At 68.8% G+C, this 15,405-nt stretch carries 16 protein-coding genes; 12 read left to right on the forward strand and 4 right to left on the reverse strand.

Translation table 11 applies throughout. The annotated features are described in order from the left end of the window. Positions 1-3 precede the first annotated feature (3 nt). From HJC40_RS42070 to HJC40_RS42100, 8 genes are all read left to right on the forward strand, one after another. Positions 4-204, forward strand: coding sequence for a hypothetical protein (locus HJC40_RS42070; protein WP_250009311.1), 201 nt, complete (start codon positions 4-6; stop codon positions 202-204). Further along, positions 201-1,391, forward strand: a complete 1,191-nt coding sequence (locus HJC40_RS42075) for a zinc-dependent alcohol dehydrogenase (protein ID WP_250009313.1) — start codon at positions 201-203, stop codon at positions 1,389-1,391. The genes HJC40_RS42070 and HJC40_RS42075 overlap by 4 nt, the downstream gene beginning before the upstream one ends. A gap of 11 nt (positions 1,392-1,402) precedes the next feature. Beyond that, positions 1,403-1,549: a hypothetical protein gene (locus tag HJC40_RS42080; protein ID WP_250009314.1), complete on the forward strand. Its 147-nt coding sequence runs from the start codon at positions 1,403-1,405 to the stop codon at positions 1,547-1,549. A 35-nt stretch (positions 1,550-1,584) separates the two neighbouring features. Continuing rightward, positions 1,585-3,045, forward strand: coding sequence for an aldehyde dehydrogenase family protein (locus tag HJC40_RS42085; protein ID WP_250009315.1), 1,461 nt, complete (start codon positions 1,585-1,587; stop codon positions 3,043-3,045). A gap of 11 nt (positions 3,046-3,056) precedes the next feature. After that, positions 3,057-3,680, forward strand: a complete 624-nt coding sequence (locus HJC40_RS42090) for an NADPH-dependent F420 reductase (protein WP_250009316.1) — start codon at positions 3,057-3,059, stop codon at positions 3,678-3,680. Positions 3,681-3,693: 13 nt separating this feature from the next. Then, a complete protein-coding gene (locus HJC40_RS46805) occupies positions 3,694-3,858 on the forward strand; it encodes a hypothetical protein (RefSeq protein ID WP_374273667.1) in 165 nt (54 codons plus the stop codon). Between the two features lie 114 nt (positions 3,859-3,972). Then, positions 3,973-5,205, forward strand: a complete 1,233-nt coding sequence (locus HJC40_RS42095) for an inorganic phosphate transporter (RefSeq protein ID WP_250009332.1) — start codon at positions 3,973-3,975, stop codon at positions 5,203-5,205. A gap of 85 nt (positions 5,206-5,290) precedes the next feature. Continuing rightward, positions 5,291-5,698 (forward strand): four-helix bundle copper-binding protein, encoded by a 408-nt coding sequence (locus HJC40_RS42100; protein ID WP_250009317.1) that lies wholly within the window; start codon positions 5,291-5,293, stop codon positions 5,696-5,698. A gap of 174 nt (positions 5,699-5,872) precedes the next feature. Here the strand turns inward: HJC40_RS42100 and HJC40_RS42105 are convergent, their stop codons facing one another. Continuing rightward, positions 5,873-7,030: an FAD-dependent monooxygenase gene (locus HJC40_RS42105; RefSeq protein WP_250009318.1), complete on the reverse strand. Its 1,158-nt coding sequence runs from the start codon at positions 7,028-7,030 to the stop codon at positions 5,873-5,875. A gap of 112 nt (positions 7,031-7,142) precedes the next feature. On the opposite strand from HJC40_RS42105, the gene HJC40_RS42110 reads away from it, so the two are divergent. Further along, positions 7,143-7,793, forward strand: a complete 651-nt coding sequence (locus tag HJC40_RS42110; RefSeq protein ID WP_250009320.1) for a TetR/AcrR family transcriptional regulator — start codon at positions 7,143-7,145, stop codon at positions 7,791-7,793. Between the two features lie 255 nt (positions 7,794-8,048). Here the strand turns inward: HJC40_RS42110 and HJC40_RS42115 are convergent, their stop codons facing one another. Next, entirely contained in the window at positions 8,049-8,642 is a 594-nt protein-coding gene (locus tag HJC40_RS42115) for a TetR/AcrR family transcriptional regulator (RefSeq protein WP_250009321.1), read from the reverse strand. A gap of 80 nt (positions 8,643-8,722) precedes the next feature. On the opposite strand from HJC40_RS42115, the gene HJC40_RS42120 reads away from it, so the two are divergent. Then, complete coding sequence (locus tag HJC40_RS42120; RefSeq protein ID WP_250009322.1) at positions 8,723-9,592, forward strand: oxidoreductase; 870 nt, start codon at positions 8,723-8,725, stop codon at positions 9,590-9,592. Between the two features lie 437 nt (positions 9,593-10,029). Here the strand turns inward: HJC40_RS42120 and HJC40_RS42125 are convergent, their stop codons facing one another. After that, positions 10,030-11,334 (reverse strand): NAD(P)/FAD-dependent oxidoreductase, encoded by a 1,305-nt coding sequence (locus HJC40_RS42125; RefSeq protein ID WP_250009334.1) that lies wholly within the window; start codon positions 11,332-11,334, stop codon positions 10,030-10,032. A 62-nt stretch (positions 11,335-11,396) separates the two neighbouring features. Then, positions 11,397-12,524 (reverse strand): F420-dependent hydroxymycolic acid dehydrogenase, encoded by a 1,128-nt coding sequence (locus HJC40_RS42130; protein WP_250009324.1) that lies wholly within the window; start codon positions 12,522-12,524, stop codon positions 11,397-11,399. Between the two features lie 114 nt (positions 12,525-12,638). Between HJC40_RS42130 and HJC40_RS42135 the strand changes: the two genes are divergently transcribed. Both HJC40_RS42135 and xerC read left to right on the forward strand, forming a co-directional pair. After that, complete coding sequence (locus HJC40_RS42135; RefSeq protein ID WP_250009326.1) at positions 12,639-14,114, forward strand: potassium/proton antiporter; 1,476 nt, start codon at positions 12,639-12,641, stop codon at positions 14,112-14,114. A gap of 599 nt (positions 14,115-14,713) precedes the next feature. Next, positions 14,714-15,405: tyrosine recombinase XerC (gene xerC / locus HJC40_RS42140; protein ID WP_250009328.1), on the forward strand; the 692-nt coding region annotated here is incomplete at its 3' end.

Raw genomic sequence — 15,405 nt, forward strand, 5'->3', positions numbered from 1 at the left:
TCGATGAGAGCACATGACGACGTCGCGGCCGGTGAGGCGACAGTGCGGGGCACACCGTCCGGTCACGCCCAGGGCGACCCCGGCACGGACGCCGCCGACCCCGCGACATCGGCGAAGCACCGGGAGCACCGCATCGGATCGGCCGGCGGTGGCCCGTACCCGATCGGTTCCGACCCCTCGGACAATGAAGGAGCACGACGATGAAGGCAGTGGTGTGGCACGCGGTCGGTGACATCCGGCTCGAGGACGTGCCCGAACCGAAGATCCAGGCGCCGACCGACGCGATCGTGAAGATCACCACCAGTGCGATGTGCGGCACGGACCTGCACCTGATCCGCGGCACCATGCCGGGGATGAAGGAAGGCACGATCATCGGCCACGAAGCGGTCGGTGAGGTGGTCGAGGCGGGCACCGGGGTGCGGAACTTCTCGGTCGGTGACCGGGTCGTCATTCCGTCGACCATCTCCTGCGGCTACTGCTCGTACTGCCGGGCCGGCTACCAGGCGCAGTGCGACAACGCCAACCCCGGCGGCAAGCTGGCCGGCACCGCGTTCTTCGGTGGACCCGAGGCGGCCGGAGGGTTCGACGGGCTACAGGCCGAGTACGCCCGGATCCCGTACGCGAACACCAGCCTCGTGCCGATCCCGCCGGGGGTCAGCGACGCTCAGGCCATCATGGTCTCCGACATCTTCCCCACCGCCTGGTTCGGGGCGAAGCTCGCCGAGATCCGCACCGGCGACACGGTGGCCGTGTTCGGCACCGGGCCGGTAGGGCAGCTGGCGATCCTGTCGGCCTACCTGCAGGGCGCCGGCCGGGTCATCGCGGTCGACCACAACGACGACCGGCTGGCCATGGCCCAGGCCCAGCACGCCGAGATCGTCAACTTCGACACCGAGGAACCGGTGGCCGCGATCCGCGACCTGACCGGCGGCATCGGCGTCGACCGGGTGATCGACGCGGTCGGCGTGGACGCCGAACGGCCCGCCACCGGCGTGCCGGCCGAGCAGGCCCGGCAGTTCGACGCCGAACGGGAACAAGGCAACCCCAGCGGCGGGCAATGGGTGCCCGGTGACGGTCCGAGTCAGGTCTCGCAGTGGGCGGCCGAGGCGGTCGCCAAGGCGGGCACGATCGGGATCATCGGCGTCTACCCGCAGACAGTGAACACGTATCCGCTCGGTGTGGTGATGAACAAGAACCTCACCGTCAAGGCCGGCAACTGCAACCACCGCCACTACATGCCCGACCTGCTGCGCCTGATCGCCGAGGGCGGGGTCGATCCGGCTCTGCTGCTGACCGAGACCGAGCCGATGACCGATGTCATGGCCGCCTACCGCGAGTTCGACCAACGGCAACCGGGCTGGCTCAAAGTCGCCCTCAACCCCGCAGCCTGAGGAGCCGACCCATGACCAAGGACCGTGACGGCGGCTACGAAGGCGGCAGCCCCGTCGACACCGCCCGCGCCAACAGCTCACCCGAGGAACTCGCCCGCGAGGACGCCGCCCGAACCGCCGAGAAGAAGAGCCACGAGCACAAGGAGAAGAAGTCGTGACCTCCCCTACCACCAGCTTATTCTGAGGAATTTCGATGGGATTGCTGGACGACGAGAGCATCTGGCGAAGCAAGATCTTCACCGGCGAGTGGACCTCGACCGGTAAGACCACACAAGCCACCGAACCGGCCACCGGCGACGTCCTCGGTGAGGTGGGCACCGCAAGCGCCGAGGTCCTCTCCGGCTGCGCGGAACAGGCCGCCGCCGCCGGACGCCGATGGGCGGCAACGCCCTTCCAAGAGCGGGCCGCCGTGCTGCGCCGCGCGGCGGAGCTGTTCGAGCAGCACCGCGACGAGATCACCGGCTGGCTGACCCGCGAGGCCGGCAAGGCCGCACCCGCGGCGAAACTCGACTTCGACCTCGCCCTGACCGAACTGCAGGCCGCGGTCGCCCTGCCCAGCCAACCGTGGGGCACGCTGCTGCCGACGACCCAGCCGGGCCGGATCAGCATGGCGCGACGGATCCCCTTCGGCGTCGTCGCCGTCATCGCCCCGTGGAACTTCCCGCTGATCCTGGCCCTGCGCTCGGTCGCCCCGGCTCTGGCCACGGGCAATGCGGTGGTCCTGAAACCGGCCAGCGAGACCGCGATCTGCTGCGGCGTGGTCATCGCCCGGCTCTTCGAGGAAGCCGGACTGCCGCCCGGCGTGCTGCACATGCTGCCCGGCAAGGGCAGCGAACTGGGCAACGCCGTGGCCGAGGACCCGAACATCGACATGATCTCGTTCACCGGCTCCACCCCGGTCGGGCGGAACCTGTCCGAGGCCGCGGGCAAACACCTCAAGAAGATGGTATCCGAGCTGGGCGGCAACAACGCCTTCGTCGTGCTCGACGACGCCGACGTGGAGGCCGCCGCGGCCGCCGGGGCCTACGGCAGCTTCGCCCACCAGGGCCAGGTGTGCATGGCCACCGGCCGGCACCTGGTCGCCGAATCGATCGGCCCGATGTACGCCAACGCGGTGGCCGAGATCGCCGACGGCCTCACCGTCGGCGACCCCCGCGACAAGGTGGACCTCGGCCCGATCATCAACCAGTCCCAACTGGACCACATCACCGACATCATCCGGCGCAGCGTCGACGCCGGCGCCCGGATCGTCACCGGCGGCACCGCCGACGGACTGTTCCTGCGCCCGACCGTGCTCGCTCACGTCACCCCGGACATGCCCGCGTTCACCGAGGAGATCTTCGGCCCGGTCGCCGTGATCACCACCTTCACCGACGACGACGAAGCCGTCCGGCTGGCCAACAGCACCCCGTACGGCCTGGTCGCCGGCGTCCATTCCGGATCGGCGCGGCGGGCGCAGACGGTCGGTGACCGGTTGCGGGCCGGGATGATTCACATCAACGACCAGACCGTCAACGACGAGACCCCGGCGCCCTTCGGCGGCATGGGCGACTCCGGCGGCAGTAGCCGCTTCGGCGCTCTGACCAACCTCGACGAGTTCACCGTCTGGCAGTGGGTCACCGTCCGCGACACCCAGAGCCACCCGACCTTCTGAGGAGACAAGGCATGCGGATCGGCATCATCGGCGCCGGCAAGATCGGCTCCACCCTGGCCCACCTGTTCGTCGACGCCGGCCACGACATCGCGATCGCCAACTCCCGCGGCCCGGACACCATGCGGGACCTGGAGAAGGAACTCGGGGACCACGGCCACGCCGTCACGACCGAGGAGGCCGCCCGGTACGGCGACGTCGTGGTGGTGACCGTGCCCCTCAAGGCCTACCGTGACCTGCCCGCCGACGATCTGGCCGGCAAGATCGTCATCGACACCTGCAACTACTACCCCGAACGCGACGGCCACATCGCTGCGCTCGACGACGACAGCGCCACCTCCAGCGAACTCATCCAGCAACACCTCACCGGAGCCCACGTGATCAAAGCGTTCAACGCCATGCGCTTCGACCACCTGCGCGACTACGGCCACGAAGGCGGCGCCAACCAGCGCTACGGCATCCCCGTCGCCGGCGACGACCCGGCCGCCAAGAAGCAGGTCTTCGACCTGATCGAGCAGATCGGGTTCGAACCCGTCGACGCCGGCCACCTGGCCGACAGCCGCACGTTCCAGCCCGGCACCGACGTCTACACCGCCGACCTGACCGCCGCCGAGCTCCGCGACCGCATCGGCATCTGAGAGGACCACCGCCATGGCCGCGCACGCCGGCGAGAAAGCACAGAAGACCGGGGACTTCCACTGCGCCAAGTGCAGCGAGAAGGTCCACGTCCAGCAGGGCCACACGATCCCCAAGTGCCCGAACGGGCACAGCGAGTTCGAAACACGCACCAAGGAACCCGGGAACAAGTCCTCATGAGGACGATGTTCGTAGCGTGCCTCGGCGTCATCACCGTGGGGCTGACGTACTTCATCGTGCTAGGGGTTCTGCACCGGTGAAGAGCCTGCCGGAAGAAGGGCCGACCGGGTGGAGATGACGACGGCCGCGCTGATCGGCCTGATCGCGCTGGCTCTGCTGTTCGATTTCACCAACGGCTTCCACGATTCCGCCAATGCCATCGCCACCGTCGTCGCCACCCACGTGCTGCGACCGCGGATGGCGGTGGCCTGGGCGGCGATGTTCAACTTCGTCGCCTTCCTCGTCGTCGGCACGGCCGTGGCCAACACCGTCGGGCAGACCGTCAAAGCCGCCTATTTCACGCTGCCCGTGGTGTTCGCGGCCCTGCTCGGCGCGATCTGCTGGAACTACCTGTCCTGGTGGCTCGGGCTTCCCACCTCCTCCTCCCACGCCCTCGTCGGCGCTCTCGTGGGCGCCGGCCTGGCCCACGGCGGCTTCGCCGCGATCCACGGCGACAGCGTCGAGAAGACCGCGCTGTTCATCGTCATCAGCCCCATCGCCGGGCTGCTCCTCGGCGGAGCCGCCATGCTGCTGCTGCGCCGGTTCCTGCGCCATGCCGACGTCACCCGTACCGAACGCCGCTTCCGGTTCGCGCAACTGGCCTCGTCCGCGGCGGTGTCACTGGCCCACGGCGGCAACGACGCGCAGAAGACCATGGGCGTCATCGCCGCGCTGCTGGTCGCCACCGGCCACCTGCCCGCCGGCGGCGACACGCTACCCATACCCCTGTGGGTGGTCCTGTCGGCCGAGGCCGCCATCGCCCTGGGCACCGTCTCCGGCGGATGGCGCATCGTCCGGACCATGGGCACCCGGATCACCCAACTGCGCCCGATCAGCGGATTCGCCGCCGAAACCGGCGCCGCCCTGGCCCTGTTCGGCTCCACCGCCCTCGGCGCCCCCGTCTCCACCACCCACACCGTCGCCGGCGCCATCGCCGGCGTCGGCTCACAGAACCGGGCCGCCGGCGTCAACTGGTCCGTCTTCGGCCGGGTGGCCATCGCCTGGCTGGTCACCATGCCGGTCGCGGCACTGATCGCGGCCCTGGCCTACTGGGGCGCCACCCTGCCGCACGAGCCGTACAACATCATCCTCATGTCCTTGATCCTGGCCGTCCTGGCCGGGCTGCTGATCGTCGCCGTCCGGCGAGCGCCGTCGGCCGAGGACATCGAGGAGGAAGCCGAGCACGAGGTACCGCTGCGCGCCGGCTCCGGCACCCTGACCGGCACCGCCCGAGTCCGGGTCACCAGCCGCAAGCCGGACCCCGAACGAACCCGCGCGGTGGCACAGGAAGTGGACGAACCCTGGTAGGCCCACGAACCCCCCTCGTTCAGCGGCGACTCGGATGTGCGACACCGACCGGAATGAACTCCTACCGGCTGGGTACGCCCGCCGCATGACGACGACCACGCAACCCATGCTCGACACCTATCCGAAGACCATCAATCTCGACCGGGTCAAGCTCGCCGCCGCCATCGACGCGCTCATCGCCTGCGCCGAGGCCTGCACCGCCTGCGCCGACGCCTGCCTCAGCGAGGACACCGTCGCCGAGCTGACCAAGTGCATTCGCACCAACCTCGATTGCGCCGACATCTGTGGCACCACCGCCCGCGTGCTGTCGCGGCACACCGGCTACGACGCCAACCTCAGCCGCAGCCTCCTCGAAGCCTGCGCCACCGCCTGCCGGGCCTGCGGCGACGAATGCGCCCGGCACGCGGACATGCACGAACACTGCCGGATCTGCGCCGACGCGTGCCGCGCTTGCGAACAGGCCTGTCGCGACCTGCTCGCCACCATCAGCTGACCGCCACCGGCAACCCTGTGACATCGCCACCGGTGCAAGTCACCGTTTCGGCCGGTTCGAGCGTCGTCGCCGACTCTGAGCAGCAGTCCCGGTCCTGAACGATCGGCTTCCGGGCAGTCGGTGGATGCGATGTTCATGGGTTGCGGCCCGTTCTTCGTCCGGGCGGGTGCTGGTTCAGTGTTGAAGGAGTTGGGCGTTGCGAGCGGTGATCGCTTCGGCGGTGTCGGGGCAGATCATGGGCAGGCCGAATGTCTCGGTCTCGGTCTGGATGCGTTCTGCGGTGGGGCGGAAGCTTCGTTCGTATGCGGTGAACGCGCTGTCGATGTCGCCGCCGCTGGTGCGGAAGGCGTCGTACAGTGCTGTCGCCCCGAGGATCGCGACGGATCCGCCCATGCCGGCGGCGGGCGACGGGCAGTACCCGGCGTCGCCGACGAGTGCGACCCGCCCTGATGCCCAGGACGGCAGCCGGTTCTGGCTCAGTTTGTCGAAGTAGAAGTTGTCGGCGGTGAGGGCCTGGTCGAGGAGGTCGGTGAACGGCTTGCCCGCGTCGGTGAACTGGGCGCGGATGATCTGCTTCTGCTCGTCGATGTCGTGGTAGTCGTAGGGGATCTCCTGCTCGGAGCGGAAGATGAAGACGACGTCGGTGGTGTTCGCGTAGGAGTTCAGCAGCAGCGTCCGGCCGGGCGTGTTCTGGATCCGTGACGTCCAGGACGAGATGAAGGTGTCGTCCACCACGGTGACGGAGGTGTAGTGGTGCAGGAAGTGGCTGTAGTCCGTCTCCGGTCCGAACCAGAGCCTGCGCACATTGGAGTGGTTGCCGTCGCAGCCCAGCACCATCGTGAACTCGCGGTCCGGACTGTTGCGGAACGCAGCCCGGACGCCCTCGGCAGTGGCGGTCAGCTCGGTGATGGAGTCTCCGAAGATCACTTCGACGGTGCCTTCGATCTCGGCGAACAGGATCGCGAGGAGGTCGTCGCGGTGGATCTCGACGTCGTCGTGGCGGTGGATCTCGTAGTCGTCGATGACGATGGTCTCAGCCGTGGGCTCCGGTTCCATCCTCGCGGTGGGCGTGCCGTCGATCTCCGCAAATTCGGTGGTGCGTGGCGGGAGCGCCTTCGCCCGGACGGCGGACAGGACACCCATCCGGTCGAAGATCTCCATCGCGTCGTTGCGGAGGTCGACCGGCGTCCCGCCCTTGCGCAGGCCGGTCGCGTTCTCGACGACGGTGACCTGATATCCCAGGCGCTGCATCCAGATCGCCGTCGTCAAGCCGGCAAAGCTCGCCCCGGAGATCAGCACCCGACCCGACTGCTTCGTCGTGACCGTTTCCATGATGGGTCCTCTCGTCGGTCAGCGACCGGGTAATAAATCTTGTAGTGACTCTACGTTTCTGACCGTAGCATGAACTTGTAGTGACTCCAAGATTTGTGGGATCATGGCGTCTGTGACGAAGCCGATGGGTCGCCGAGAGAGCAAGAAGCTTCAGATGCGGCAGCGTCTGGCTGATGCCGCGGCTCAGCTCTTCGCGAAACACGGCTATGACGCCGTGTCCATGACCGATGTTGCGACCGCCGCAGGGGTGGCGGCTCAGACCGTCTTCAACTACTTCCCGACCAAGCCCGACCTCGTCCTCGACCGCGCCGACGACATGCTCGAGCGGTCACGCCGGTGTGTCGCCGAGCGCGACCCGGCCCTGACACCGGCTGAAGCCCTCCGCATCCAGGTGCATGAGGACATCGACCGCTTCGCCGCACGGGATGTGTTCTTCGCCCGCGGCGAATTCCCCGCGCAGTCCGTGGAGAGCGACTCGCTGCGCCGCTACGCGCTGCAGTTCCGCTTCCACCAGGCCGAGGCGATCGCAGCAGCCATAGCCGAGACCGACCCGGAGATCCATGCTCTCGTGGCCCGCGCCCATGCCAGCGGTCTGATCACGGTGATCCAAGCCGTTACCGACAGGATCGGAGAGGCGATCCTGTCAGGAGCGGATCTGGCCGCAGTCGCTCAAAAACTCCATGAAGACGCCGACATCACACTCGCCGACGCCACCGAGACTTTCCGCGCCATGAAGACAAGAGCCGCCGACGCCGCCGGATAACCGGCCGCGCGCATCCGCACCCCGAACCGTCAGCCCCCCGACAGACTTCGAACCGAAGCACCGAGCCTGGCCACAGCGCCGGCCCATCCGCGGCGACTCTCCGGCGTCGAAACTCGCGGACACGACATCCACCGACGATCAGGCGGTGTCAGAAGTGGCGTTCAAACGGTGTCCGAACAGGTCCGACGTGCGTAAGAAGGCGGGGCCGCACAATGCGCTGCCACAGCGCAGCTGACCGGGAGCAGAACGAGTGGCTCAGGGCTGTAGCAGGCTCGTAGCCAGGTGCGAGCCGAGGAGAACGCCGGTCGCGTCGTCAATGAGCACGTTGCCCTGGCTGCGGGTGACGCGATGCGTCGTGATCAGGGTCGCGGTGCCCTGCATCATGGCGGCGAACAGCAGCTTGAAGCGGTCCCGGTCGCCGTCGCCGGGTGCCGCGGACGGGCCCATCGCCTCGTCGAGGGTCTGGAACAGGCGGGTCGCGGCGGCGTGGACCGGCCCGGCGGCGTCGTTCATCTTGGTGGCGAACATCAGCTCCATCACAGCCGCGTTGTCGACGGCGAAATCGACGTACGCGTGGGCCACCAGCCGGAACCGCTCGGGAAACGGACCGGCGCCGGCCAGGGCTGACCGTACCTGGTCGGTGAGCCGGTCGAAGCCCTGCTCAGCGAGGGCGTCCAGCAGTGCCTGCCGGTCGATGAAGTGACTGCGGGGGGCGCCATGGCTCACCCCGGCCTGCCGGGCCAGTTCCCGCAGCGACAGCCCGTCGACGCCACCCTCCCGCAGCATCACCTCTGCCTGTTCGAGCAGGACCGCGCGCAGGTTGCCGTGGTGGAAGGGGCGTGGCGTCATGACGTCAGCATACGTGAGATTAGACGCTGCCTACTTGCTAGGCATTGACTATTTTCTAGACACTGCCTAGCTTGAACGACATGACCTCGACGCTCGACTCGACCACGGCCCTGCCCGACCTCACCGGCCGCACTTTTGTGATCACCGGCGCCACCAGCGGCATCGGCCTGGCCACGGCGCGGGCTCTCGGCGCCGCGCATGCGCGCGTCGTCCTCGCCGTCCGCAACCCGGCGAAGGGATCAGCCGTCGCGTCCTCGATCCCCGGCGAGACCATCGTCCGGGCTCTCGACCTGGCCGACCTGACCTCCGTGCGCCGTTTCGCCGACGAATGGCCGGACCCCATCGACGTTCTGGTGAACAACGCCGGCGTCTCCGTGCCGACCCGGCAACGGACCCGGGACGGCTTCGAGATGCAGTTCGGCACCAACCATCTCGGCCCGTTCGCCCTGACGAACCTGCTCCTGCCCCAGATCACCGGACGGGTGGTGACCCTGTCGTCCCAAGCGGAACGCACAGCGAAGCTGAACCTCGACGACCTGAACGGGGACCGGACCCCCTACAAGGAATCCCGCGTCTACGGCATGTCGAAACTGGCCAACCTGATGTTCACCGCCGAACTCCAGCGCCGGCTCACGGCCGCCGGATCCGCGGTCACCACCGCGGCCGCCCACCCCGGCCTGGTCGCCACCGCCATGACCGGCCAGACCACCGGCCTCACCGCCCTGATCGTGCGGCGCCTGGCCCAGAGCCCGGAGAACGGTGCCCTGCCGGTCCTGCTGGCCGCGACCGGCGACATCCCCGGCGACAGCTTCACCGGACCGCGACGGCTGCTGCACATGCGCGACGGCGCCGAACTCATCGGCCGCTCGAAGCAGGCAGCGGACCCCGCCCTGGCTGCCCGCCTCTGGGACGAGTCGGAGAAGATGACCGGCATCTTCTTTCCGCTCTGACCACGCCCAAGGGCCGCTACCCGTCCGCGAGTCAGCTCAGGACCGGTGCCTCAGACGCCGGTAAACCGGTCGGCCCGCACCAGTGATCAGGACACTTCTGGGCTCGAGCCACGACCGGGCACCGACGTTTTCGACTGCTTCCACGCCTTGGCCACCACGGTCGTCGGTCCCTCAACATTCCGACCTGCTCGAGACGGTGATCGAGCTTGACCACGTACCCGGTTTCGGCCGTCCACAGCCGGCTGCAGTAACCGTCGATCTCTTTGCTGCCACGCTCGGTGTACCGGCCGTTGCGGCACACGTCGAACCCATCGTGGGTGCGCGCCCCGCGCGGTTCGGGGCGGGGCGGCGCACGACACCGAAGACCGGATCGCCGGGCGTGAAGCTGGGGTCCGGCGGGGCGGGGCGGTGCGGACCCGGCCGGGCGACTCGTGACCTCAGCGAGACGGGTGTATGAGCTCGGGAGCGTCGGTGTCCAGCGGCACCGCCGGGCCGGGCACCAGACCCAATTGCACCGGCGGGCGCGCTCCGGCCGCGGTGAACAGCCAGTCCGCCACGGTCCGGAAGCGGTTCGCGGGCAGGGCGGTGAGGTGGTAACCGCGGGTGACGACCCGGGCCGGCAGGCCGGACAGTGGCACGTGCAACGGGTTGGCCGCTGCCTGCCAACCGCCGAGGTCCACCACGAAACCCAGATCGCGATGACGGTACGGACGTCGGCGCCCCACCCCGTAGGAGGCGGCGATGTTGTTCCCGGCCAGCTTCCCCTGACGGACGGCGTGCTGAGCGGTCATCGGCGTGGGTTTCCCGGGGTGGGCCGGGTCAGGGACGGCGGCGGCGTCGCCACAGGCGAGGATCTCCGGGTGCCCGGGCACGGCCAGGTACTCGTCGACGCACAGCCGGCCCTTGTCCATCGGCAGGCCGGTGCTCTGCGCCAGCGGGTCCGGCTGCACACCCACACACCACACCAGCGTGCGTGACGCTACGAACCGGCCGTCGGTCAGCTTCACCCCGGTCGCGGTCGCCTCGGCTACCGACGTGCCCATGTCCACCTCGACGCCCCGCTCGCGCAGCACTCGATCGGCGGTGGCTGAAAGCCGTTCGTCCATGCCGGGCAGCACCTGCTTCGCGGTGTCCAGCAGCAGCCACCGCGGGTGTTCGCCGGCCAGACGTGGATGCCGGGCCAGCACGTCGCGGGTCAGCAGCTGGATGTGAGCGATGACCTCGGTGCCCGTGTAGCCGGCGCCGACGACCACGAAGGTGAGCCGGGCGGCCCGCTCGGCCGGATCGTCGGCGGCGTCGGCCAGCTCGATCTGGCGGATCACGTGATCACGCAGATGCAGCGCCTCCGGTATGCCACGGAAGCCGTGTGCGTGATCGGCTACGCCGGGGATGGGCAGCAATTTGTTGATGCTGCCCGCGGCCAGCACGAGCCGGTGGTAGCCAAGGGTGCCCCGGTCGCCTTCCGGACCTTGCCACGACACTGTCCGGGCGTCGACGTCGACTCCGTCGGCCTGGCCCAGCACCAGCCGGACCCCCGGCAGGGTGCCGGCCAGGGGCACCGTCACCCGCCGCGGATCGATGACGCCACCGGCGACCTCCGGCAGCAGCGGTAGATAGAGGAAGTAGTCCGTCGGGTTGAGCAGCACCACCTCGGCGGCGCCGCGGGCCTTTTTCAGCAGGGTCCGGGCCGCCTGGAAGCCGGCGAACCCCGCTCCCACGACGACGATGCGCGCACGCCCCATGTGTTTTCCCACCTGTCTGGTCATCGCGGCCACCTGCTCATCGGCAACCGTTGACGTGGTTCTCACCGGTGCCGGAAACGCAGGCGCGGCAGGACGTGCTCGCCGTAGAAGTCGATCACCCGGTGCTGGTCGGCCTGCCCGGAATGCACCATCGGGGTGCCGCCGGCGTCGATGATCTTCTGCAGTGCGGCGGTGTGCACGTCCGGGTCGGTGCCGCGCGGCCAGTTCGCATACACCTGCGGCAGACTCCAGCGCTGCTCCGCCCTCTGCTGGATGGTCACCGGGTTCGGCACGTACAGCAGATCGCCGAAGGCGTCGACGGTGAAGCGCCAGCGGCGGGCCGCGTACTCGGCCTCGGCCTTGCCGCCGACCACCACGAACGTCTCCACCAGCTTCGGCATGGTCCTCGGATCCTTGCCGGCGGCGGCCGCGCCGGCGGCGAAGGCGTCCTGCAGTTGCGGCTTGGCGAAGTCGGCCGCGCCGGTGATCCACCCGTCGCCGCGCTGCCCGGCCAGGTAGGCGCTCTTCGGCCCGCTCGCCGCCACGTAGATCGGCACCGGCCGGGCCGGGCGGTCGTAAAGTTTGTACTGCTCCGTGCGGTAGTACGTGCCCCGGAACGACACCCGGCGCCCGGTCCACACCTCGCGGATCAGATCGATCGCCTCGGCCAGCCGGTCATGGCGTTCCGGGTACCGGCCGAACTGCCCGGTCGAGGCCAGCTCGTTGAGCGCTTCACCGGTGCCGACGCCGAGGAACACCCGTCCGGGCGCGAGGATGCCCAGCGACGCGAACGCCTGCGCCACCTGCGTGGGGTGGTAGCGATACAGCGGGCAGGTGACGCCGGTGCCGAACGTCAGGGCCCGGGTGGTCTCCGCAACCTGCGACAGGGTCAGCCACGGGAACATGGAATGGCCCTGGTTGTCCTGCCACGGCTGGGTGTGGTCGCTGGCCCAGACCCGGTCGAACCCCGCCCGCTCGGCGTGCCGGGCGAAGTCGACCAGCTGCGGCGTGCGGAACTGCTCGTGCGACAACACGAACCCGACCTTGCGGGCCGGCCGATGCGGCGTACCGGAATGTGCCACCGCCGGGCCGGCGGCGGTGATCGCCGGAGCCGCTGCTCCGGCCGCGGCCGCGGCCAGTACCCGCCGGCGCGAGAAGCCGGAAGCAGAGTTGCGCTCATCGATTGACATTCGTACCTCCACGTCGAAGTGCAGCCCGGCTACCCATCGCCCGGCCGAGCAAACCGAGCAGCCTTCCGCTGCAACGTTGCCAGGCGGCTGGTTAGCTGGAGAGTTGTGAGCGGCGTGGAGTCCTTCAGCTGGGTGGTGCTCGGTATATCGCTGGTCGCGATGGCGGCGATCCTGTCGAACCGAATAAGCGACCGCATCCGCATCCCGGCGCCGGCACTGTTCCTCATCGGCGCGGCCGTGGCCTCCGACCTGGTCCCCGGGCTCGCGTCGATGAAGATCACGACCGTGCAGAACATCGTCACCGTCGCCCTGATCATGATCCTGTTCGACGGCGGCATCGGCATCGGCTGGCGGCGCCTGCGGCCGAACGCCGGCGCCGTGCTCTGGATCGGCGTGGCCGGCACCGCGGTCACCGCCGCCGGCGTCGCCGCGTTCGTCCACTTCGTTCTCGGGTTCGGCTGGCAGGTCGCTCTGCTGCTGGGTACAGCCCTGTCACCCACCGACCCGGCCGTCGTGTTCTCCGTGCTCGGCCGCCGCGAGATCGTCGGCCGTTCCGGGGTGCTGCTCGAGGGTGAAGCCGGCGCCAACGACCCGGTCGGCATCGCGCTGATGGCGGTACTGATCAGCGCCGCCGGGCTCAGCGGCGGCGAGGCCGTCGGGCACGGGCTGCTGGAATTCGTCCGGCAGATGGCGATCGGCGGCGCGGCCGGTGCGGCGGCCGGCTGGCTCCTGCTGCGGCTCATGCGCCGCATGCCATTACCCAGCGCGGCGCTCTATCCCATCCGTACGCTGGCTTTCGCCGGCGCCGTCTACGGCGTGGCCACCATCGCCGGCGGCTCCGGCTTTCTGGCCGTCTTCGTCGCCGGGATCGTCATCGGCGACGCCAACGCCCCGTACAAAAGGGAGATCAAACGCTTCCACAGCGCTGTGGCCAGCCTGGCCGAGGTCATCGCGTTCGTCGTGCTCGGCCTGACCATCTCGCTGCGCGACCTGCCCAAGGTCGACGCGCTGTGGCCGGGGCTGCTCATCGCCGTCGTCCTGACCCTGCTCGTGCGCCCCCTGCTCGTCGGGCTCATCTCCCTGCCGATCCGGCTGCGCCTCGGCGAACGCGTCTTCGTGCTCTGGGCCGGGCTCAAGGGTGCCGTGCCGATCCTGCTGGGCACCTTCGCCTTCACCGCCGGCATCCCCGGCGCCGAACGCATCTACGAAATCGTCTTCGTCGTCGTGGCCTTCTCCGTCATCGTCCAGGGCAGTCTTGCCCCGACCGTCGCAAAATGGGCCCGCGTACCGATGCGCAGCACCGACCTGGAGCCGTGGGCCCTCGGCATGCGCTTCCGCGAAGAACCCACCGGGCTCCGCCGCTACCACGTCAACCCCGGATCACCGGCCGACGGGCAGACCATCGGCGACCTCTCCCTCGGCGAAAACCTGTGGATCAGCATGATCAACCGCGACGGGCAGCTGGTTCAAGTCGGACGAGACACCACCCTGCAAGCCGGCGACGAAATCCTCGCCCTCGCCGACCCCGCCCACGCCGAGACCGATCCCGCAGCACTCTTCACCAACAACACCAACCACAACGAAAAATAGACCTGCGATCAAAGGTACCGACGCCGCAACATTCGGGGCCATTCACCGCCACCCCGAAGAAGGCCATCCCAAGAGGAGTCGCACGACAGTTCGGCCAGCCATCTCCGTCGTCTGCTCTCAAGAACAGAACGGCCCATCGTGCCGCCAATGACTTCCACGTCGTCGACAAACTGATCGTCGTTGTGACCAGGCCCGTGCCCCGCACGCGACCACATGAAGAGCGACCGAGCAAGCTCCCGGGCGCCTACGCAAAGCTGACGTCCGGCGAACCGTCCAAGGCGATCCGCGGACCCCCGTCAGCTCGGCTGACTTTACGGTCCGCCGCACTGAATGGGGTTCGCCTGACAGCCGAAGCCATGCCACGGAACAGCGCCGTCGATGTCTACCAGGGCACTCAGTGGGAAGGCGCGATCAGTATCGTCCTGGCCACTGCAACCTGACGGACTGACCGCAGTCCGATACCGCCACGCCTCCCTTGACCGGGCCACAAGTACGGCGGTCACACGCAGGGGTGACATACGGGGTTGTCGCGATGTTGTCGCAACCGAACAGGGCACCGGTAGAGGCGACTGAAGCTCACCTCTACCGAGGAGGAAATTATGCGACAGAATCCGCACCGGGGCCGGGTCTACCGTTGCTGCGCCTGCCGCGACAGTAACGGCCGGCAGCTCGGCGCCCGCTGCCCGAAGCTGACCAACGCGCGGCATGGTAGCTGGGCTTTCGCCGTCGACCTGCCGAGCCTGGACACACGCCGGACCATGCGCCGCACCGGCTTCGCCACCAAGGCCGAAGCCTCGACCGCGCTGAGCCACGTGCTGGAGTGCGAACGCGCCGGCGTCAGCCTCGACGACAGCGAAACCGTCGCCAGCTATCTCACCCACTGGCTGGACACCAAGTCAGCGACCCTGAAGACGGACACGGTGCACCGCTACCGCGACTACCTGCGCAACGACCTCATCCCCGCGTTCGGGGCGCTGCCCCTGGAGCGGCTCACCCACGAGCACGTCAAACAGTTCGTCCAGCGTGAACTCGCCGCTGGCCGGGGCCTGGTCACGCTGCGGCGGTGCATCACCACCTTGTCGAGTGCGCTCAACGACGCCCGGCGCAACCACCGGCTCCCGAACAACGCCGCCCGCTTCGCCAAGATCCCCCGGCCGGCGCGACCCGAGCTCACCTGCTGGAGCACCACTCAAGCTGGCGCGTTCCTGCGGCACTGCCGCACCGTCAATGACCCCTTGGCGGAGCTGTTCGAGGTGATGATCTGCACCGGGATGCGCAAAGGCGAAGTCCT

This window comes from Actinoplanes sp. M2I2 (assembly GCF_023544445.1).
Taxonomy (GTDB): domain Bacteria; phylum Actinomycetota; class Actinomycetes; order Mycobacteriales; family Micromonosporaceae; genus Actinoplanes.